Below are 19,655 nucleotides of genomic sequence, written 5' to 3'. Positions count from 1 at the left end.
TTACTTCCGTCGCCAAGTCGTGCCATTGGGGCCATCTTCTAGCTCAATATTCAATGCATTTAAGGCATCTCGCGCTTCATCAGCTGCTGCCCAATCTTTGCTAGCGCGAGCATCAGCTCGCTGTTGAATCAGAGCCTCGATATGAGCAACTTCTTCATCGTCGCCATCGCCTTGTAAAAAAGCTTCCGGTTCTTGTTGCAGAATACCTAACACCGCAGCCAGTTGTTTAAGTGTGCCAGCTAAAGTAGCAACATCATCTGCGCCTTGTTCTTTAGCTCGATTGAGTTCACGGACTAGATCAAACAATACCGCCATGGCCTCTGGAACATTTAGATCATCGTCCATCGCTTGGCAGAATCGAACCTTATATTCACTGTCCGCCAGAGAAACTTCAGTAACTTCGACACCACGCAACGCGGTGTACATGCGCTCTAAACTTTGACGAGCTTGGTTGAGGTTGTCTTCGCTGTAGTTCAGTTGAGTGCGATATTGCGAGCCGATCAAGAAAAAGCGAATAACCTCCCCCGGATACTCTTTAAGCACGTCGCGGATGGTGAAGAAATTATTCAATGACTTCGACATTTTCTCGGAGTTGATCTGTACCATGCCGCCGTGCATCCAAGTGTTGGCATAGTTCTTACCAGTGGCACAGCAAGATTGGGCAATTTCATTCTCGTGATGTGGGAACGTCAAATCCGAACCGCCACCATGAATATCGAACTCTTCACCTAAATGCGCCATGGTCATCGCAGAGCATTCAATATGCCAACCCGGACGGCCTTTACCCCATGGCGAATCCCAACTTGGTTCACCCGGTTTGGCCGATTTCCAGAGAACAAAATCAAGTGGGTCATCTTTGTGCTCATCAACATCAACTCGAGCGCCTGCCTTAAGCATATCCAAATCTTGCTGGCTTAAGGCGCCGTATTTATCGAAGGTTGAGACATCAAACAGGACATCGCCATTGGCAACCACATAGGCATGCTCGCGCTCAATCAGGCGCTCGATTAACGATATGATTTCAACCATCGAGGTACTAACGCGCGGTTCAATGTTCGGTCGCATAATGCCCAACGCATCAAAGTCCTCATGCATGGCGGCGATGAAGCGCTCGGTCACTTGCTCAAAGGTTTCACCATTCTCATTGGCGCGGCGAATGATTTTGTCATCGACATCAGTAATGTTGCGGACATAGTTGACTTCATAGCCAGAAAATTTGAGGTAGCGATTGAGGATATCAAACACCACATAAGTGCGACCGTGGCCAATGTGACAGAAATCGTAAGTGGTGACTCCACAGACGTACAAGCCAACCTTGTTCGGCTCAATTGGTTCAAATACCGATTTTTTGCGCGTCAGCGTATTGTGAAGTTGAAGCACTTGGATTCCTTACTGATTGATAAAAGAGGCGGCATTGTATCATTGCTCAAGCACCAAACAAGCGCCATCCCTTAATCCGCATGCAAATTACGGAATTAGGAATTGCTTTTCCATTGGCCAGCATTTAGGTACTATTCTGCTCCCTGATCTTGACGAGAGTATGTTTCATGGTTGTTCTTCACACCACTTTCGGTGACATCAAACTCAACCTGTTTGAAGATAAAGCACCGAAGACTGTAGCCAATTTCCTGTCGTACGTTAAAGATGGATTTTACGACAACACAATCTTCCACCGCGTCATCGATAACTTCATGATTCAAGGTGGCGGCTTCGCTCCAGGCATGGACGAAAAAGACAGCGGTGAGTCGATTCAGAACGAAGCCAATAATGGCGTCAGCAATAAAGTTGGTACCATTGCCATGGCTCGCACCATGGAACCGCACTCAGCATCTGCGCAATTCTTTATTAATGTAGCCGACAACGGCTTCTTAGATTTCAAAAATGAATCGGTGCAAGGCTGGGGTTACTGCGTATTCGGCGAAGTTGTCGAAGGTATGGACGTGGTCAACAAGATCAAAGCAGTGAAAACTGGTAGCTTTGGCTTCCACCAAGACGTTCCCAACGAAGAAGTGCTGATCACCAGCGCGACTATCGAGGAATAATTATAGTGTCCGGCATCACCTATATGCTGTCGGACATGCATGTCACCGAGCAGCGACCAGACATCACCAAAACTCTGCTCGAGTTCCTCACTGGCCCGGCCCAACAAGCAGACGCTATTTACCTACTCGGTGATGTGTTCGACTATTGGGTCGGTGATGACTACCGCACCGACACCATTGACCAAGTCAAGAATGCTCTCGCTTCGCTGTCTTCCGTTGGCGTGCCACTATACTTTATCGCTGGCAATCGAGATTTTCTGATCGGCCGCCGATTTTGCAAAGAAACGGGTGTCACCATCCTACCCGAGCATAGTGTTATTGATTTGTATGGTCAGCCGGCGTTACTAATGCATGGCGACACCCTGTGCACACTCGATGTCGATTATCAAAAATTCCGCCGGAAGAGCCGCAGCTGGTGGTGGCCATTGCTGATGCTAAGACTGCCGTTAAAAGTCCGTACCCGCATTGCTGAAAACATGAAAAAGCAAAGCAAAACAGCAAAATCTGAAAAGTCGATGACCATCATGGATGTGACTCAGGACGAGGTCCTGCGGCAAATGATCGCAAACCAAACCCACTTACTGATTCATGGTCACACTCACCGACAAGCCATTCACACCTTAGCCGTCGACGGCGCAGAAGCCCGGCGTATTGTACTCGGCGACTGGTTTAAACAAGGTAACGTTTTGGCCTGCTCTGATGATGGTCAAATCAGTTTTATAGCGCTTCCCCACCAAGCCAACTAAACTCAGCCAATCTGCCTTTAGAGCAGTCTACATCCACACCTCTAGTGTGGATGTGGCATGCAAGTTGAATTAATTCCTCCAAAATATCTCGATCAATGGAGGCAGTTATCAAACCCACACCGCAACAACAGTGTTTCCTTGATGAAAACGGCCTGGATACCGGTTATCTCCAGCATGCGCAAAAATGGTTCATGCCAATTTCAGCCGAAATCAACAAGCACCAACATGGTGCAAGAAGACCGCTAATCGTTGCTATCAATGGCTGTCAAGGCTCTGGAAAGTCAACGCTAGCAGCCTATCTCGAACTAACTTTATCGGAAAATTTTGGTTTGTCCGTCGTTGCGATGTCGATGGATGACTTCTACCTGACTAAAGCTGAGCGCCAGCAATTAGCCAAATCGGTGCACCCGCTTTTGGCTACTCGCGGTGTTCCAGGCACCCACGATTGTCAGTTAATGATGACCGTTATTGGCGCATTGCAACGCCAAGAGGCAACGGCAATTCCCCGCTTTAACAAAGCAACCGATGATCGATTTGAGACCAGTCAGTGGACCCATGTGCCATCTGCAGTCGACGTTATTATTGTCGAGGGCTGGTGTTGGGGCATCTCACAGCAGCCCTCGGCGGCTTTGTCATCGCCGTTAAATGGGCTAGAAACTGAGCAAGATTGCCAAGGGATATGGCGCAACTACGTTAATAATCAAATCGTCGAGCATTACCTTCCGCTGTATCAATTAACCGACATAATGTTGATGCTCAAAGCACCCTCATTTGCTTGTGTTAAGCAGTGGCGTCACCAACAAGAACAAAAACTAGCAGCCCGATTGTCAGCGGATGATGATCGCTCCGGGTTGATGAGCGAACAACAAATCGAAACGTTTATCAGCTATTTTCAACGTCTAACCGAACACGGATTAGCGACATTGCCAGCCAACAGTCATGTGGTTTGGCAGTTACAGCCTGACCGTGGAATATCCGAGGTTAGTCGCAACAAGGAATTATTTTTATGATTGGTCAGCCGCTAATTTTCACCGATTTAGATGGCACATTGCTGGACCATTTCAGCTATTCTTTTGAACCGGCCCAACCGTTGCTTAGCTACTTTGATGAGCAACAAATACCCGTTATTGCCAACACCAGCAAAACTTGCGCAGAATTGATCCACATTCGCAAGGAACTAAATAACTCAGCGCCCTTTATTGTCGAAAATGGTGCAGCAGTTTACTTGCCGAAAAAGCTCTTTCCCGAATGTCCCAAAGACTGTCACGATGATGGTGCATTGTGGCGATACGAAATGAGTCGTCCACGCGAGCATTGGCTGAACCTGTTGCACAGCTTGAAACCCAGCTTTCAATCGCTTTACACCAGTTTCTCAAACCTGTCGATTGAACAACTCGTGCAGTTGACCGGCCTAACAACTGAACAAGCAGAGCGAGCTGCTAAACGGCAATTTGGTGAGCCGGTCTTATGGCATGGCAACCGCGAAGACAAGTTATTGTTTATTCAAGCTATCAATGAATTGGGAGGCAATGTATTACAAGGCGGCCGCTTCCTTCATGTCGGCGATGCCGTCAATAAAGGCGCAGCAATGCAATGGCTCAAACAATTGTATTGCGACCATTATCCAAACACAGAATTTCAGTCCATCGCCTTAGGTGACAGTCAAAACGACGTCGACATGTTGGAAATCGCCGACCACGCCGTGGTCATTGCTTCGCCAACTCATTCGGCCCCAAAACTAAAACGCCAAGCCAACTTAAATCACTCCAAAGCTTATGGCCCCGAAGGCTGGCGAGAGACCCTTATTCAATTGCTGGAAATTCCAGCTCAGGCCCTTTTAGAACGAGAGAAATAATATGGCAGACTTTTACCAAAATGGTGTGATCACTACACTGCATAACATTGCCGAACGCCCACTTGAAGAAATCGAAGCGGAGTTGTACGAATTTAATAAAACTCGCCCCATGGCGCTAATTTTGCCCTCGCTCTACTCTGAACTTGAGGGCCCTGCACTGAAAAATATCATCGATAATTTGAAAGGGGTTAACTACCTTACCGAAATCGTCATCGGCCTCGATCGCGCTGATCAAGCCCAGTATCAACATGCCTTGAAGTTCTTTGGTGAACTGCCACAGCACCATCGCGTACTTTGGAATGAAGGCCCGCGCCTGCAAGCGTTGGACAAAGAGCTAGCCGAACTCGGTCTCGCGCCCAAAGAATTAGGTAAAGGCCGCAACGTTTGGTATTGCATGGGCTACATTCTGGCGTCAAACAAGTCTGAATCTGTCGCACTCCACGATTGCGATATTTTGACTTATGAACGCGACCTGCTAGCGCGTTTAATCTACCCGGTGGCAAATCCCCAGTTCAACTATGAGTTCTGTAAAGGGTTCTATGCCCGAGTGGCCGATGGCAAGATCAATGGCCGAGTCTCGCGTTTGCTAGTAACACCATTGTTGTTGGCGCTGAAGCGTATTTGTGGCCACAGCGAATACCTAGAATACATGGACAGCTTCCGCTATCCGCTAGCTGGAGAGTTTTCTTTCCGCCGCGATGTCCTCAACGACATTCGTATCCCGAGTGACTGGGGCCTAGAAATTGGCGTGCTGTCAGAAATGCACCGCAACTACTCAAATAACCGCCTGTGTCAGGTTGATATCGCCCGAGTTTACGATCACAAACATCAGGATTTATCGCTAGAGAACAAGAATGCCGGTTTGAGCAAAATGTCCATTGACATTACCAAGGCGCTATTTCGTAAACTCGCGACTCAAGGCGAAACCTTCAGCACCGAAGTATTCCGTTCACTAAAAGCAACCTATTACCGCATCGCTCTCGACTTTATTGAAGCTTATCGCAACGATGCCATTATCAATGGCCTCACTCTCGATATTCATAATGAAGAGAAAGCGGTCGAAATGTTCGCCCAAAACATTATGACCGCCGGCCAGCAGTTCCTAGAGTATCCGATGGATACACCATTCATTCCGAGTTGGAACCGCGTTGTTAGCGCGATGCCGGATGTACTGGAACGCCTCTATACTGCGGTCGAAGAAGATCGCAAAGAATTCTTGCGCTAAGGAGCACGAATGACCGACGCTACCGAACACCTGCAGCAGCGAGTTCTTCATCATCTGGCGACTATCTATCGCGATGTCGAGCACGTTGATGATCTCGAGGCCATAATGGCTCGCATTTTGGCGACCATGCGACTGGATGAGGTGAACTCAACACCTGAGCACTTCATCAATCATTGGGATCAGCAGGATGTTGTTTTGATCACCTATGGCGACAGCATCTGTGGTCAACAACAACAGCCATTGAAGTATCTGCATCAGTTCCTTGATGATCACTGTAAGGGCATCATCAATTCGGTGCACATTTTGCCATTCTTTCCTTACAGCTCTGACGATGGCTTTGCAGTGATCGATTATTCGAGTGTCAACGATGCATTGGGCGATTGGCAAGATATTGAGGCTATTGCTGATGATTATCGACTGATGGCTGATTTGGTGATCAATCATTGTTCAAGTCGCAGCCCATGGTTCCAAAACTTCATCAAAGGCTCTGGCACCGGTAGCGACTACTTTATGACGGCGGACCCCACTGATGATTTATCACAAGTAGTTCGCCCGCGAACATCACCGCTACTGCGAGAGACCGAAACCGGTAATGGCCTACAACATGTCTGGTGTACCTTTAGCCATGACCAAGTCGATTTGGACTTCCGCAACCCGGAAGTGCTAATCGCTTTTATATCGATTATTCGCCAGTACCTCGATAGTGGCGTCAAGTTATTCCGCCTCGATGCGGTAGCATTCTTGTGGAAGATTGTGGGTACTAGCAGTATCAACTTGCCACAGACTCACGAATGTATTCGCTTGCTACGTTGTTTGATCGAGCATGCCGTTGAAGATGCAGTGGTCATCACTGAAACCAATATCCCAAACCAGCAAAACCTCAGTTACTTCGGCAACGCTAACGAAGCACACTGGATCTATAACTTCTCACTGCCGCCCCTATTAGTTAACACTCTGGTCACTGGCAACTGTCGCTACTTGAAACAATGGCTGATGAGTATGCCGCCAGCGCAAAACGGCACTGCATACTTTAACTTCATTGCTTCACATGATGGCATCGGCTTGCGCCCGGCTGAGGGTTTGCTGAGTGAAGAGGAAATCAATCAGCTGGTCAATACCATGGCCTCGTTTGGTGGTTGTGTCAGTTGGCGCACCGCCGATCATGGTCAGCGTAAACCATACGAAATCAACATCGCTCTGTATGATGCGTTGCAAGGCACCATCAATGGGCCTGACCGCTGGGGTGAGCAACGCTTTTTATGTGCTCACTCCATTATGTTTGCCTTGGAAGGTGTACCAGGCATTTATATTCACAGCCTGCTGGCGACTGGCAATGACTATGAAAAGTTAAAACACACTCAGCACAATCGCTCAATTAATCGCCATCGCTGGGACGATCAAGCACTCGCTGAAGCATTGGCCGATGACAGAACCCAACATAGCAAAGTGCTCGGTCACATGCGCCGATTGATCGATATCCGAACCAAGCAGCCGGCATTTCATCCCAATGCGACTCAATTTACCTTACAACTGGGAGGTCAACTATTTGGCCTTTGGCGGCAAAGCTTAGATCGCAAACAAAGTATCTTTTCTGTCAGTAATGTGTCGGATGAACCACAGCTGCTAAATCTCGGTGATATCAACTTGATCGACAATATCGATTGGTTTGACCTAGTAGCACAGGAAAAAGTTGATTTATCAGGAATGGAAATGGAGCTTGCTCCTTACCAGACTGTTTGGATCACCAACATCTTTTAGTTGCTGCGCCATTTTGACAAAGCCCGGCTAAAAGTCGGGCTTTTTATTGCCTCATTTTGAGGATTCAGGGTTCAACCAGAAGTGTGACAAAACTCACCAAAGCTGTGCATTCACTTAAAAACGCCCCCAAAGCGGAGCACTCATTTTAGTGCAAATGACATGCAACAATAAAAATAAGCGGTATGCCGATGCAAACAAAATAGATCTAACCCATTGTATTTAAATAGATTAAAAAATATTTTTTGTTTTATTCCAGTTCTGGCACAAGCTTCGCAATCAGTTAATCAACACAAGCAGCTGCGATTTGACCATTTCAATCAGCGCTGCAACACAAACTGAATTAGAGCAAAGGCGCTCTCGCTCACTGAATTTTGTCAGTGCTGTGAGAGCGCCTTTTTTAGTTTTCAGAACAACATAATAAACGGATGGAGAATGCAGGTGTCATTAATCAAACGTACGTGGACTAGCCTCACTCAACTAAAACAAGAGGCAATGAAGCAACGAGCAGTAATCGCTTCAGTTGCTACCCTTACAATCGCAACAATCTTTGCGCCCCAAGCTGCAGCTGAAGAGCTAGGTTGGCCAGAAAAAGAAGAGCTGAAATTTGGCTTTATCAAACTGACCGACATGGCGCCAATCGCGGTTGCATACGAAAAAGGTTACTTCGAAGAGGAAGGCCTGTATGTCACCATCGAGGCGCAAGCGAACTGGAAGGTGCTGCTCAATGGTGTGATCGACGGTAGTCTTGATGGTGCTCACATGCTGGCCGGTCAGCCGCTCGCGGCAACCATGGGCTTTGGTACAAAAGCTCACATCATCACCCCATTCTCAATGGACTTGAATGGTAACGGCATTACAGTTTCTAACGAAGTTTGGAAACAAATGAAGCCTAACATTCCTAAAATGGCAGATGGTCGCCCAGTTCACCCGATCAAAGCCGATTACCTCAAACCTGTGGTAGAGAAATACACCTCAGAAGGTAAGCCATTTAACATGGGTATGGTATTCCCAGTATCGACCCACAACTATGAGTTGCGCTACTGGTTGGCAGCTGGCGGTATTCACCCTGGTTACTATGCGCCTCACAAAGGTGACGTGTCAGGCCAAATCGATGCCGAAGCACTATTGTCAGTAACGCCTCCACCGCAAATGCCTGCCACTTTGGAAGCTGGCACGATTTACGGCTACTGTGTCGGCGAACCTTGGAACCAGCAAGCAGTATTCAAAGGCATCGGTGTGCCAGTTATTACTGACTACGAAATCTGGAAAAACAACCCTGAGAAAGTATTTGGTATCACTGCTGAGTTTGCTGAGAAGTATCCAAACACCACTATTCGTTTGACTCGTGCTCTGATCCGCGCCGCTATTTGGTTGGATGAGAACAACAACGCCAACCGCCCAGAAGCGGTGAAAATTTTGTCACAGTCTAACTATGTTGGTGCTGATTACGACGTAATCGCCAACTCAATGACTGGCACCTTCGAATACGAGAAAGGCGACAAGCGTGAAGTACCTGATTTCAACGTGTTCTTCCGCTACAACGCGACCTATCCGTACTACTCAGATGCTATCTGGTACCTAACTCAAATGCGTCGCTGGGGCCAAATCTCAGAAGACAAATCAGATGACTGGTACTTCGATATGGCGAAGAAAGTATACCGCCCAGACATCTATGCCGCGGCAGCTAAATCACTTATTAAAGAGAAATTAGTTGATGCCAAAGGCTTCCCTGACTTTGCGACTGAAACCGGCTTCAAACCTGTGCAAAAAGAATTCATTGATGGCGTTAGCTATGACGGTACCAAGCCGAACGCATACATCGATAGCTTTAAAATTGGTTTGAAAACTGGCGACAAAATTTAAACACCAGTCATAACCACGCGCCCGGGGAGCATTTCTCCCAAGCAAACCGGGCGCAACATTCCAGGTGTTAGAGGTTACAAATATGACAACTACAACGACTAAGGTAGCGAAAATGAATGCACTTCAATTGAACAACCCTCAATTCAAGTCCATTTTGCAACAAGCTACCAACTTGATTGCCCTGCCACTTATCGGAATCGCAATGTTCTTGCTGATTTGGTCGATGGCAGCCGATCGCATTGATACTTCATTAGGTAAATTCCCAGGCCCTTCTCAAGTTGCTACGCAAGCTGTTACTTTGTATGACGAGCACGTCGCTGAGCGCGACAAAGCCGCGGCGTTTTACGAGCGCCAAGAAAAACGCAATGCTGCTCGCGTTGCCAAAGATCCAACTTACGAACCGAAAATCCGTAAGTACACAGGTAAAGAAACCTTCTTCGACCAAATTGTTACCAGCTTGATTACCGTAATGTCAGGCTTCATTTTAGCGGCTGTGATTGCTATTCCTCTGGGTATTGCCATTGGCCTCAACAAAAAGCTCAACATCGCAGTCAATCCTATTGTTCAACTATTTAAACCCGTGTCGCCTCTCGCTTGGCTGCCGCTGGTCACCATGGTCGTCAGTGCCCTTTATGTCAGCCCGGACCCTGTGGTACCTAAGTCTTTCATCAACTCCATGATCACAGTGACGCTATGTTGCTTGTGGCCAATGGTTATTAACACTTCTGTCGGTGTTGCTTCTATCGACAAAGACTTAGTCAACGTGAGCCGAGTGTTGCGTTTACCAGCACTGAAGCACGTTCAGAAGATTGTTTTGCCAGCCTCGATTCCAGCTATTTTCACTGGTATGCGCTTATCTCTGGGTGTTGCGTGGATGGTATTGATTGCAGCAGAAATGCTGGCGCAGAACCCAGGTCTGGGCAAATTCGTTTGGGACGAGTTCCAAAACGGTAGCTCTGACTCTTTGTCTCGCATCATGACTGCTGTGATTGTCATTGGTTTCATCGGTTTCTTGCTCGACCGCATCATGTTGCAAGTGCAACGCGTCGTGTCTTGGGATAAAGCAGGCGCCCAATAAGGCTTTGGACAAAAAGGATAAGATCATGAGTGTTATTTTAGATATCAGCAAAATCGACATGGTGTTCCCTACTCCAAAGGGCCCATTCACAGCACTGAAAGAAGTTGACCTACAAATATCAAAAGGCGAATTCGTTTCGCTGATTGGCCACTCAGGCTGCGGTAAGTCAACGGTACTGAACGTTGTTGCTGGTTTATACCAGGCCAGCAAAGGTGGCGTTATCTTGAATGGCCGCGAGGTATCAGAGCCAGGCCCAGAGCGCGCAGTGGTGTTCCAAAACCACTCGCTGTTGCCTTGGCTGACGGCGTATCAAAACGTGGAACTAGCGGTCAAACAAGTATTCGGTCGTAGCAAATCTAAAGCCGAAATCAAAGAGTGGGTTGAGCACAACCTCAAGCTAGTGCACATGGACCACGCCATGAACAAGCGTCCTGACGAAATCTCTGGCGGTATGAAACAACGCGTCGGTATTGCTCGCGCGCTGGCAATGCAGCCGGAAGTGCTGCTGATGGACGAGCCATTTGGTGCTTTGGACGCATTAACTCGCGCTCACATGCAAGACTCGCTAATGGAAATTCAGGCCGAACTTAACAACACTGTCATCATGATCACCCATGATGTTGACGAAGCAGTTCTTTTGTCTGACCGCATTGTGATGATGACCAACGGCCCTGCCGCCACAATTGGTGAAATACTCGATATTAACCTGGAACGCCCGCGTGAACGCTTAGCGCTGGCCGAAGACCCTGAATACAACCACCTGCGCTCTGAAGTACTGAAGTTCCTCTACGAAAAACAACGCAAAGTAGAGCCTATTTCAGCTTCAAAAAGCACCAAAGAATCCACTAAAAAGACCACTGAAGTGGCGTAACAAGACAATTTTAAACGATAAATTCTAAAAGGAACTATCAGATGAACAAGATTGCACTTTCCGTATCACTAGCACTTGCTGCTGCAGCTCAACCTGCGTTGGCTGACGATTTCACCAGCGCTCTAAGTGCAGGTAAAGTATCAACCGATATGAACTTGCGTTATGAAAACGTATCGGATGATTCTGACAAGAAAGATGCCGACGCGCTGACTCTTCGTACCCGTCTTACCTACTCTACCGGCGCGTTCAAAGGCTTCTCGGCCACTATCGGCATGGAAGACGTTCGCGTCGTTGCCGGCGTTGAAGACTACAACGCCGCCGGTTTAAACGGTAAGCCAGAATACTCAGTAATTGCCGACCCAGAAACAACGGAGTTGGACCAAGGTTTTGTTGCCTATGGCAGTGATAAGTTCAGTGCGAAGCTAGGTCGACAGGTCATCGCTTGGGATGGTCAACGTTTTGTTGGTCACGTTGGATGGCGTCAAGACCGTCAAACCTTTGATGCATTGAGCTTCGACTACACACCAATGAAAGATTTGGCACTGAAGTATGCCTACATCGATCAGCGTAACCGTATCTTTGCTGAAGAGCGCGACATCAATTCCAAAGACCATTTATTCAACGCGTCTTACAAAACATCAATCGGTACCGTGACTGGCTACGGCTACTTGCTTGAAGAAGACAATGATACTGAAAACCAATACGACACCTTCGGTGTGAGCTTCAAAGGCGCTCAACAACTGGATTCAGTAAAGGTGCTGTACGCAGCTGAGTTTGCCAAGCAAAACTTTGAAAATGCTGCTGGCGCCGACTTCGATACTGACTACTACTTGCTCGAAGGTGGTGTTGTATTTAACGGTATTACCTTTAAGTTAGGCTACGAAGTACTGGGTTCAGACGACGGCATGAAAGGCTTCCAAACTCCGTTGGCAACCTTGCACAAATTCCAAGGTTGGGCTGACCAATTCCTCAGCACGCCAAACGAAGGTGTTGAAGACATCTATGTCTCAGCAACAGGTAAACTGTTCGGTGGTAAATGGGTTGTTGCTTACCACGACTTCTCTGCCGATGAATCATCAGATGCACTCGACGATTTAGGTTCAGAACTTGATTTGCTCTACGCTTACAAGTGGAACAAGGTATTCTCTAGCGGCATCAAATTCGCGGCTTATTCTGCCGACGACTACAAAGTTGATACCGACAAGTTGTGGATTTGGACTAGCGCCAAATTCTAACAAGCCTGTCTAACTGACAAGATACGAAAAAGGGAGCATCCGCTCCCTTTTTTAATCGCGGAAGTTAATCAATCGGCATCCCACTGTGAAACTTAAAATCGTCATCAGGCGATGAAATAAGTTCAGCTTCGACTTCACCAAAATAGCGAACCCGTTCACCAATGTCTTGGCCGGCAATTTGCTCCGCAAGTGTCAGATAATCTTGATAATGTCGAGCTTCAGAACGCAGCAATGAAACATAAAAGTCACCTAGCCGTTTATCGACATGAGGCGCCAGCTTGGCGAATCGCTCGCACGATCTGGCCTCGATGTAAGCGCCACAAATTAGCTTATCGATGAGGGTATGCGGTTCGTGATTTGTTACATGGCTCAATAATCCCTTGGCGTATCGACTGGAGCTAATGTTTCGATAAGGAATCTGATACTCGTCCATGATTTCTAGCACCTGATAGTAATGGTGCAATTCTTCTTTAATCAGCAACACCATTTTATCAATCAAATCCTGGCCATAAGGCGAGCCAGACTTCGGCAACATCGACTTACTAAGCTTGTTATGCTGGCTTAGCTCTCGCCAGTCGCCTTCTTTGCGATATGCGTAATCTTCAAAAGGCTTCAACCACGACAGCAGTGCGTCACCGCTACTCTTATCAACGGCATATTTACGGATCAGATACATGGCACTTTGCGCAGCTTTCAGCTCACACACCATATGATCGATCAATATGATACTGAGGTTTTCCGGTCGCTTCGCCACGGCAATCCATTCTGATGGCGTTGAACATTGTAAGAAGCCGTCAATCGGCTCCAGCAAAAATTGATAGTCAGTACTTGTCATTGCCTATTCTGAGTCATTGCAACTAAATCCGGTCGGCAATTATAAAGCCATTGGCAACAGCGCTCAAAGGCCACTTTGCTTGGCTGAAGTGTTAATTTTCTGTGAGAGATATCACCAACAATGTTAATAATCGTCACGTTATTGACGCACAAGTTGATCGACACACTGTTTTTTTTTGAGGTTTGTATTTAAAGTGTCACAAAAGCTCGGCACTATGCCGCAGCAACTCATGGAAGAGTCGTTTGTTGTAATTCCCTTTAGAGTAGTTGTATGGGTGGCTCCACAATACGATCAGTTGCTGTGTTTACCCAAGTTGCCCATGGATACTACCATGGTGACTTGTGCCGTGAGCTTCTTACCATTGCGCGTGAGCTGAATATCCGAATTCAGCTGATAGTTACTGGCGCCTACTCAGACTTCGACAACGAACTCAGCCTTAATCATGTCGACGCGGTCATTGTTGTTCGTGACGCGATTTCAAGCCGTTTGCTACAAACCATTCAATCTCGCAAACTGCCATTAGTATGTATCGGTAGTGATCATGCTCATCATGATGTCGATAGTGTATTGATTGATAACGAAGATGGCATCACCCAAGCTTTTACCAGCTTGCATGAACAAGGTCACCGACAGTTTACCTTCGTCGGCAATCTATCGACGTCAGACATCAAGCAACGCTACGATACCTTCCGCCATTGTCAGAGTGCTTATGGCATTGAGCAACAGCCATCCGACGCCATTGATGTCGGTAGTATTTCGTTTTACGGTGGCGAACAAGCAGCCAATCGACTCATTCAAATGAACCCGATGCCCACTGCAGTGCTTTGCGCTAATGACCTAGTCGCAATTGGCTTAATAGGGCAACTAAAACAACTGGGGTGGCGAATTCCACAAGATATTGCTGTGGTTGGTTTTGATGGTTCCCACATTGCAGCAGCTCATCGCCCCACTATTAGCACTATTAATCAAGATTACTTTGCCACTGCCGATGCTGCGTTTGAGCTGTTGCTAGCGCGTCATCAACTACCACAAAAGCCAGTTGAGCATCGTTTAATAGAAACCGAGTTTTTAGCGGCACAAAGTTCGGATTTAGCTGAAAGACCAGTGGCAGATGAACACATAGCGTCAGACGGAGAGCTAGCGATTCGCTCGCTGCAAGCCTATTTCAGCGTCCATGAAAGTTTGCGTTCCAGTTTGGCCGAGTTCGTTAGTTTAAATCATCAGTTCGGTGAATTTATGCGCTTCGCGTGCCTAGCTGAATGGTCCGGCACTGATGAGCATAATCACTATCTGAAGATCATCGAAATGTATGGTGACTTTGATGCTCTTGATGTTGAACGCTATCCGGGAGCCTGTAACTGTCTACCTGAAAATTTCCCTCCTCACTCGTTGACTGACAAATTCTGTCAACCTGCCAGTCAAGTACTGACAGTGCCGATACGCTTGCGTGGCGAGTTGTGGGGAGCGCTCACCTTTGCCGCACGTTTCACCCCAGCCAACAAGCTCGATCTTTATCATCAGTTTGTTGAGCTTGTCGCTCAGCTTAGCCATCGCATTGAGCGCGATCTGTTAGAACAGCTTGCCAATCGTCACGGAAAGATTACTGACCGACTGCAACGCCGTTTGCAATCGGTGGCACAAACCGCAACTGGCGGTTTGTGGGAGTGGGACCTCAACGAGGATACGGTACAGTGGAATGAACGGGCGTTGGAGTTATTCGGTTTCAACCAAGCTGAGCAGCCGGTATGCCAGCAGCAGAGCTTCTACCATTACATGAGTGAGCCAGACATCGCCATTGTCAAACGCCGTGTAGAGGCTCACGTCAACCATGGCATGCCGTTTTCGGTAAACTTTCGTATTCAGTGTCAAGACGGTTCGATTCGCTGGTTTGCTGCCACAGGTGAAGCTATCGTCGACGCTCACGGCTATGCCAAACGCATGTTAGGTACCATCAAAGACGTCACAGACAAGCGAAAGAACAATCAGCGCTTTCAAATGGCGGCAAGCTATGACGCCACAACAGGCCTGCCAAATCGCTCAATGATCAGTGATCAAATTGCTCAGCAGTTATCTGCTGCGCCAGAGCAACCGGTCGCGGTTTTGCAAATCGGGCTTGACCGCTTTAAACACCTCAATGACCGTTTTGGCCACGAAGTTGGCGACAAATTGCTACAACACGTCGCCAACTTACTGAAAAAAGGCCTAAGAGAAAGTGATTTCTTTGCCCGCTTCAGCGGCGATGAATTTATATGTTTGTGTTTGGTCGATAATCAGCGCCAAGCCGTGATGATGGCTAATCGTTTAATCAACATTATCGAGCAGCCTCTGCAAGCGACCTTTGGCGTCGATTTTTACGTCACCGCCAGTGCCGGTATTGCGCTGTACCCAGATCACGCTGACACGCCAGCAAACTTGCTCCGCAATGCTGATATGGCAATGCAGCAAGCGAAGAAATCTGGCCGCAACCAATCCGTTCTGTTTAAACAATCGCTTCGACTTGAGCATAATGTCAGGGCTCGCATCGATCACGAGTTACGCAAAGCAATCGTTAAAAATGAATTATCGCTGGTGTTTCAACCGCAAATTTCAACTGTTTATGGCGAACTTGTTGGCGTTGAAGCTCTTCTGCGCTGGCAATCCAGCGAACTTGGTACCGTATCGCCTGCGGAGTTTATTCCAATGGCCGAGGAAAACGGCCAGATTGTTGAGCTCGGACTGTGGGTGATCAAAAACGCCTGCCTAGTATTACGCCAATGGCAGCATAATCAGCGCCGCCCAATCAATATGTCCGTCAACGTTAGTGCCGGCCAACTGACCGATCCAAACTTCTTAAAAAATGTCACTGAGATAATTAATGCCACAGGTGTCGATCCAACCGGATTAACGGTTGAAATTACCGAGTCGACTGCTATTTCAGAAATGGATAACGTCAGAAACCTACTGGAGCAGCTAAGTGGCTTAGGTATTCGCATTGCACTAGATGACTTTGGTACCGGCTTTTCCTCCATTTCTTTGCTACGACAACTGCCGTTCGATAGCATCAAGATTGATCGCAGCTTCCTAAGCAATCTAACGCGCGAATCGCAGGATTGGTATATTGTCAAAGCGATTCAAGATTTAGCATCAGCGTTAGGCCACGAAGTCGTCGCCGAAGGCGTTGAAACCAACCAACAACTAAGCCTCACACGAGAGCTTCAATGTGACGTTGTTCAAGGTTACGTGTTTAGCCGTCCGCTCCCCCTAAATGAGCTGGAAGCCCGATATTTCCTGCCTCAGAACCGAAAAATCCGCCGAATTAGCTAAAAATCCAAACTTGACGAAAGCAAAGCCCTCGTCAAAAGTGGGTTTAAGCAGTTTAATTATTGAACTGTTGCTGGTGAGAACGCCGTATAAACGGCGACACAGAAAAAAGAAGGAAATAGCTATGATCCTGAACCATCTTTGGGGCCTGTATGCGCACCCACGAGAAGAATGGCAAACCATCGATCGAGAGCACGAGAGCGCGACGTATAGCATTGCCCATATCATGCTGATAGCCCTGATACCGTCAGTGTGCGCTTACATGTCTGCTGTTCATATCGGCTGGCGAATTGGAGTCGGCGACCCAATCTTCCTGTCATCCAATTCGGCATTAATGATGGCAGTGGCAATGTACTTTGCGCTACTCGCCGGTGTCGGAGCTCTTGCTTATCTGGCGAAATGGATGGCCCAAACGTTCGGCTCGTCACCAACCTACACCCAGTGCTTAGAGCTCGCCTCTTACACCGCAACGCCGCTGTTTATGGTCGGCTTTGCAGCACTCTACCCGGCAGTCTGGTTCGTCATGCTCGTCGGCTTAGCTGGCCTGGCATACTCCGTCTACTTGCTTTATTCAGGCATTCCGATACTAATGCACATTCCCGAAGAGCGAGGATTCATCTACGCTAGCTCGGTGGTCACTTGCGGCTTAGTGTTATTAGTGTCCACGCTCGCTGGTACGGTCATCTTGTGGAACCTGGGTTTAGGACCAGTATTCGTCCAATAGGCCGATCAATTGCAGCAACAAAAAAAGGCAGCGTCAGCTGCCTTTTTGTTAGCCAAAAAATACCGTCAGCCGACTTAAGGGTGGCCTTCGTTGTGCATCTCTAAGTTTGAAGCAAGCTCCGCTGCGCGGTCAGCTTTGGCATCGTCATTGCGCATATCATTCAACATTTGCAAATAACCGCTATCGATATCATTGGTGATGTAACAACCATCAAATACCGATGTTTCGAATCCCTTGAGCTCTGGGTTGCCCTCTCTGACGGCTTCAATCAAATCACTCAAGTCTTGGAAAATTAGGCCATCCGCTTCAATCGCGTCACAGATACCTTTTACCGTACGTTCATGGGCAATCAGTTCTTCTGCTGATGGCATATCGATACCATACACATTCGGGTAGCGAATCTCTGGTGCAGCAGAAGCAAAGTAGACCTTATTTGCGCCACTATCTCGAGCCATTTCAATGATCTGCTGCGAGGTTGTACCACGAACAATGGAGTCATCAACGAGTAACACGTTTTTACCCTTGAACTCAGCACCAATTGCATTGAGCTTTTGACGAACTGACTTCTTGCGAGTTTTCTGACCCGGCATAATGAACGTTCGGCCAATATAGCGATTCTTTACAAAACCTTGGCGATACGGGATTTTTAGTTCAGCAGCAATTTCCAAGGCGATATCACATGAAGTTTCCGGAATTGGAATAATCACATCAATATCTTTGTCTTCCCACTCGCGACGAATCTTCTGTCCAAGCTTACGGCCCATGCGCACCCGCGCTTGATAAACTGAAACCTTATCAATAAAGGAGTCAGGGCGAGCAAAATAGACAAACTCAAAGATACAAGGATTGTGAGAGAATTTTTCAACACATTGCTGGCTGAACAACTGGCCATCATCGGTAATGTAGATGGCTTCGCCCGGTTCAATGTCGCGCTCCAAGGTGAAACCACAAACGTCCAAAGCAACGCTCTCTGAAGCTACCATATAATCCGTTTTGCCACTTTCATCGACACGAGAGCCCAATACCAACGGCCGGATACCGTGAGGGTCTCGGAACGCAATCAAACCATGGCCAATAATCAATGCCACAGCAGCATAGCCACCACGCACCTGTTTTACCGTTGCTTTCACCGCGCTGAAAATATCATCCGGAGTCAAGTTCCACTGTCTAGAGACGCACATCTCATGAGCTAAGACATTCAACAACACCTCAGAATCAGAGGTCGTATTGATGTGGCGACGAGCCGTCTGATAGAGCATCTCTTTGAGCTCATCAGCATTGGTCAAATTGCCGTTGTGAGCCAATGACACACCGAATGGTGAATTGGCATAGAATGGCTGAGCTTCTGCTGAGCTAGAACTACCAGCGGTTGGATAACGCACATGCCCGAGGCCGATGTGACCTTGCAGGCGATGCATGTGCAAGGTGCCAAACACGTCTCGTACCAAGCCGTTGGCCTTGCGTAAACGGAAGCGTTGCTGATCATCAATAGTCATGATCCCCGCTGCGTCCTGACCGCGATGCTGCAAAACAGTCAACGCGTCATAAATAGTTTGGTTCACTGGCGAATTCGCCACAATGCCCACAATACCGCACATAAGAAGGGTCACCTCAGCTTGAAGTCGTCGCTACCTTCAGTAAGTCAGACGACTGCTCGATATAATCAAAAAACCAACGAACTACAATTTTAAATTCAGGGATAAGCAACGACTGTTGCCACCACTGGGTTTGTGCCGCGCCGGTAAAGGCATCCATGAAAAATAGCAAAGCGCAGACAATTAGCACACCGCGCAAACCACCAAATACCAAGCCCAACACTCGGTCTGTGCCCGACAAACCGGTCTTATCGACCAAATTGCCAATCACAGTGTTCACTAAAGCTCCAAGAATCAGAGTACAAATGAACAAGGCGGCGATGGCTGCAGCATCCCTCAACAGCGCATCATCTATTCCGGTCAGAAACACCGATAAATCTTGATAGAACTGACTGGCAATGAAAAAAGCAATGACCCAAGTAAGCAAGGAGATCGCCTCGCGGCTAAAACCACGCATTAAGCTCACTAGAGCTGAAATTAAGACAATTGCAAGAATGGAATAATCAATCCAAACCATGCTAATACTCA

At 47.6% G+C, this 19,655-nt stretch carries 16 protein-coding genes; 12 read left to right on the top strand and 4 right to left on the bottom strand.

Translation table 11 applies throughout. The annotated features are described in order from the left end of the window. Positions 1-1,380, bottom strand: a complete 1,380-nt coding sequence (cysS, locus tag CBE68_RS10305) for a cysteine--tRNA ligase (protein WP_087505998.1) — start codon at positions 1,378-1,380, stop codon at positions 1-3. 167 nt (positions 1,381-1,547) lie between these two features. On the opposite strand from cysS, the gene CBE68_RS10300 reads away from it, so the two are divergent. The 10 genes from CBE68_RS10300 to CBE68_RS10255 all read left to right on the top strand — a co-directional run bounded on the left by CBE68_RS10300 (position 1,548) and on the right by CBE68_RS10255 (position 12,673). Next, positions 1,548-2,042, top strand: a complete 495-nt coding sequence (locus tag CBE68_RS10300) for a peptidylprolyl isomerase (protein WP_087505997.1) — start codon at positions 1,548-1,550, stop codon at positions 2,040-2,042. A gap of 5 nt (positions 2,043-2,047) precedes the next feature. Beyond that, complete coding sequence (lpxH, locus tag CBE68_RS10295) at positions 2,048-2,788, top strand: UDP-2,3-diacylglucosamine diphosphatase (protein WP_229744694.1); 741 nt, start codon at positions 2,048-2,050, stop codon at positions 2,786-2,788. 191 nt (positions 2,789-2,979) lie between these two features. Then, positions 2,980-3,798, top strand: a complete 819-nt coding sequence (locus tag CBE68_RS10290) for a kinase (RefSeq protein WP_233143584.1) — start codon at positions 2,980-2,982, stop codon at positions 3,796-3,798. Then, positions 3,795-4,643, top strand: coding sequence for an HAD-IIB family hydrolase (locus CBE68_RS10285; protein ID WP_087505995.1), 849 nt, complete (start codon positions 3,795-3,797; stop codon positions 4,641-4,643). Before CBE68_RS10290 ends, CBE68_RS10285 begins: the two co-directional genes overlap by 4 nt. A gap of 1 nt (position 4,644) precedes the next feature. Then, positions 4,645-5,868 carry a glycosyltransferase family protein gene (locus CBE68_RS10280; protein ID WP_087505994.1) on the top strand — a complete coding sequence of 408 codons (1,224 nt, stop codon included), beginning with the start codon at positions 4,645-4,647 and terminating at the stop codon, positions 5,866-5,868. 9 nt (positions 5,869-5,877) lie between these two features. Continuing rightward, positions 5,878-7,626, top strand: coding sequence for a sugar phosphorylase (locus tag CBE68_RS10275; protein WP_087505993.1), 1,749 nt, complete (start codon positions 5,878-5,880; stop codon positions 7,624-7,626). 492 nt (positions 7,627-8,118) lie between these two features. Beyond that, positions 8,119-9,489 carry a CmpA/NrtA family ABC transporter substrate-binding protein gene (locus CBE68_RS10270; RefSeq protein WP_087506030.1) on the top strand — a complete coding sequence of 457 codons (1,371 nt, stop codon included), beginning with the start codon at positions 8,119-8,121 and terminating at the stop codon, positions 9,487-9,489. Between the two features lie 82 nt (positions 9,490-9,571). Continuing rightward, entirely contained in the window at positions 9,572-10,567 is a 996-nt protein-coding gene (locus CBE68_RS10265) for an ABC transporter permease (protein ID WP_188708120.1), read from the top strand. A 25-nt stretch (positions 10,568-10,592) separates the two neighbouring features. Beyond that, complete coding sequence (locus CBE68_RS10260; protein ID WP_087505991.1) at positions 10,593-11,438, top strand: ABC transporter ATP-binding protein; 846 nt, start codon at positions 10,593-10,595, stop codon at positions 11,436-11,438. 41 nt (positions 11,439-11,479) lie between these two features. Further along, complete coding sequence (locus tag CBE68_RS10255) at positions 11,480-12,673, top strand: alginate export family protein (protein WP_087505990.1); 1,194 nt, start codon at positions 11,480-11,482, stop codon at positions 12,671-12,673. Positions 12,674-12,737: 64 nt separating this feature from the next. Here the strand turns inward: CBE68_RS10255 and miaE are convergent, their stop codons facing one another. Further along, positions 12,738-13,508: a tRNA isopentenyl-2-thiomethyl-A-37 hydroxylase MiaE gene (gene miaE, locus CBE68_RS10250; RefSeq protein WP_087505989.1), complete on the bottom strand. Its 771-nt coding sequence runs from the start codon at positions 13,506-13,508 to the stop codon at positions 12,738-12,740. A 270-nt stretch (positions 13,509-13,778) separates the two neighbouring features. Between miaE and CBE68_RS10245 the strand changes: the two genes are divergently transcribed. After that, on the top strand, positions 13,779-16,811 hold the full coding sequence (locus CBE68_RS10245) for an EAL domain-containing protein (protein ID WP_087505988.1): 3,033 nt from the start codon (positions 13,779-13,781) through the stop codon (positions 16,809-16,811). Between the two features lie 121 nt (positions 16,812-16,932). After that, positions 16,933-17,532, top strand: a complete 600-nt coding sequence (locus CBE68_RS10240; protein ID WP_087506029.1) for a Yip1 family protein — start codon at positions 16,933-16,935, stop codon at positions 17,530-17,532. Between the two features lie 74 nt (positions 17,533-17,606). Here the strand turns inward: CBE68_RS10240 and purF are convergent, their stop codons facing one another. Beyond that, positions 17,607-19,130 (bottom strand): amidophosphoribosyltransferase, encoded by a 1,524-nt coding sequence (gene purF, locus CBE68_RS10235; protein WP_087505987.1) that lies wholly within the window; start codon positions 19,128-19,130, stop codon positions 17,607-17,609. A 13-nt stretch (positions 19,131-19,143) separates the two neighbouring features. Beyond that, positions 19,144-19,644 carry a CvpA family protein gene (locus CBE68_RS10230; protein WP_087506028.1) on the bottom strand — a complete coding sequence of 167 codons (501 nt, stop codon included), beginning with the start codon at positions 19,642-19,644 and terminating at the stop codon, positions 19,144-19,146. Positions 19,645-19,655 lie beyond the last annotated feature (11 nt).

This window comes from Neiella marina (genome assembly GCF_002165625.1).
GTDB lineage: Bacteria > Pseudomonadota > Gammaproteobacteria > Enterobacterales > Neiellaceae > Neiella > Neiella marina.
This window is presented reverse-complemented; position numbering and strand designations above follow the sequence as displayed.

Bases quoted from the DNA above. Each gene is read 5' to 3' on its own strand.
- CBE68_RS10240 (WP_087506029.1), top strand. From the start codon at position 16,933: ATGATCCTGAACCATCTTTGGGGCCTGTATGCGCACCCACGAGAAGAA.
- CBE68_RS10275 (WP_087505993.1), top strand. From the start codon at position 5,878: ATGACCGACGCTACCGAACACCTGCAGCAGCGAGTTCTTCATCATCTG.
- CBE68_RS10260 (WP_087505991.1), top strand. From the start codon at position 10,593: ATGAGTGTTATTTTAGATATCAGCAAAATCGACATGGTGTTCCCTACT.
- CBE68_RS10290 (WP_233143584.1), top strand. From the start codon at position 2,980: ATGCCAATTTCAGCCGAAATCAACAAGCACCAACATGGTGCAAGAAGA.
- CBE68_RS10230 (WP_087506028.1), bottom strand. From the start codon at position 19,644: ATGGTTTGGATTGATTATTCCATTCTTGCAATTGTCTTAATTTCAGCT.
- CBE68_RS10280 (WP_087505994.1), top strand. From the start codon at position 4,645: ATGGCAGACTTTTACCAAAATGGTGTGATCACTACACTGCATAACATT.
- CBE68_RS10255 (WP_087505990.1), top strand. From the start codon at position 11,480: ATGAACAAGATTGCACTTTCCGTATCACTAGCACTTGCTGCTGCAGCT.
- CBE68_RS10270 (WP_087506030.1), top strand. From the start codon at position 8,119: ATGAAGCAACGAGCAGTAATCGCTTCAGTTGCTACCCTTACAATCGCA.
- purF (WP_087505987.1), bottom strand. From the start codon at position 19,130: ATGTGCGGTATTGTGGGCATTGTGGCGAATTCGCCAGTGAACCAAACT.
- CBE68_RS10300 (WP_087505997.1), top strand. From the start codon at position 1,548: ATGGTTGTTCTTCACACCACTTTCGGTGACATCAAACTCAACCTGTTT.
- miaE (WP_087505989.1), bottom strand. From the start codon at position 13,508: ATGACAAGTACTGACTATCAATTTTTGCTGGAGCCGATTGACGGCTTC.
- CBE68_RS10245 (WP_087505988.1), top strand. From the start codon at position 13,779: ATGGGTGGCTCCACAATACGATCAGTTGCTGTGTTTACCCAAGTTGCC.
- CBE68_RS10285 (WP_087505995.1), top strand. From the start codon at position 3,795: ATGATTGGTCAGCCGCTAATTTTCACCGATTTAGATGGCACATTGCTG.
- CBE68_RS10265 (WP_188708120.1), top strand. From the start codon at position 9,572: ATGACAACTACAACGACTAAGGTAGCGAAAATGAATGCACTTCAATTG.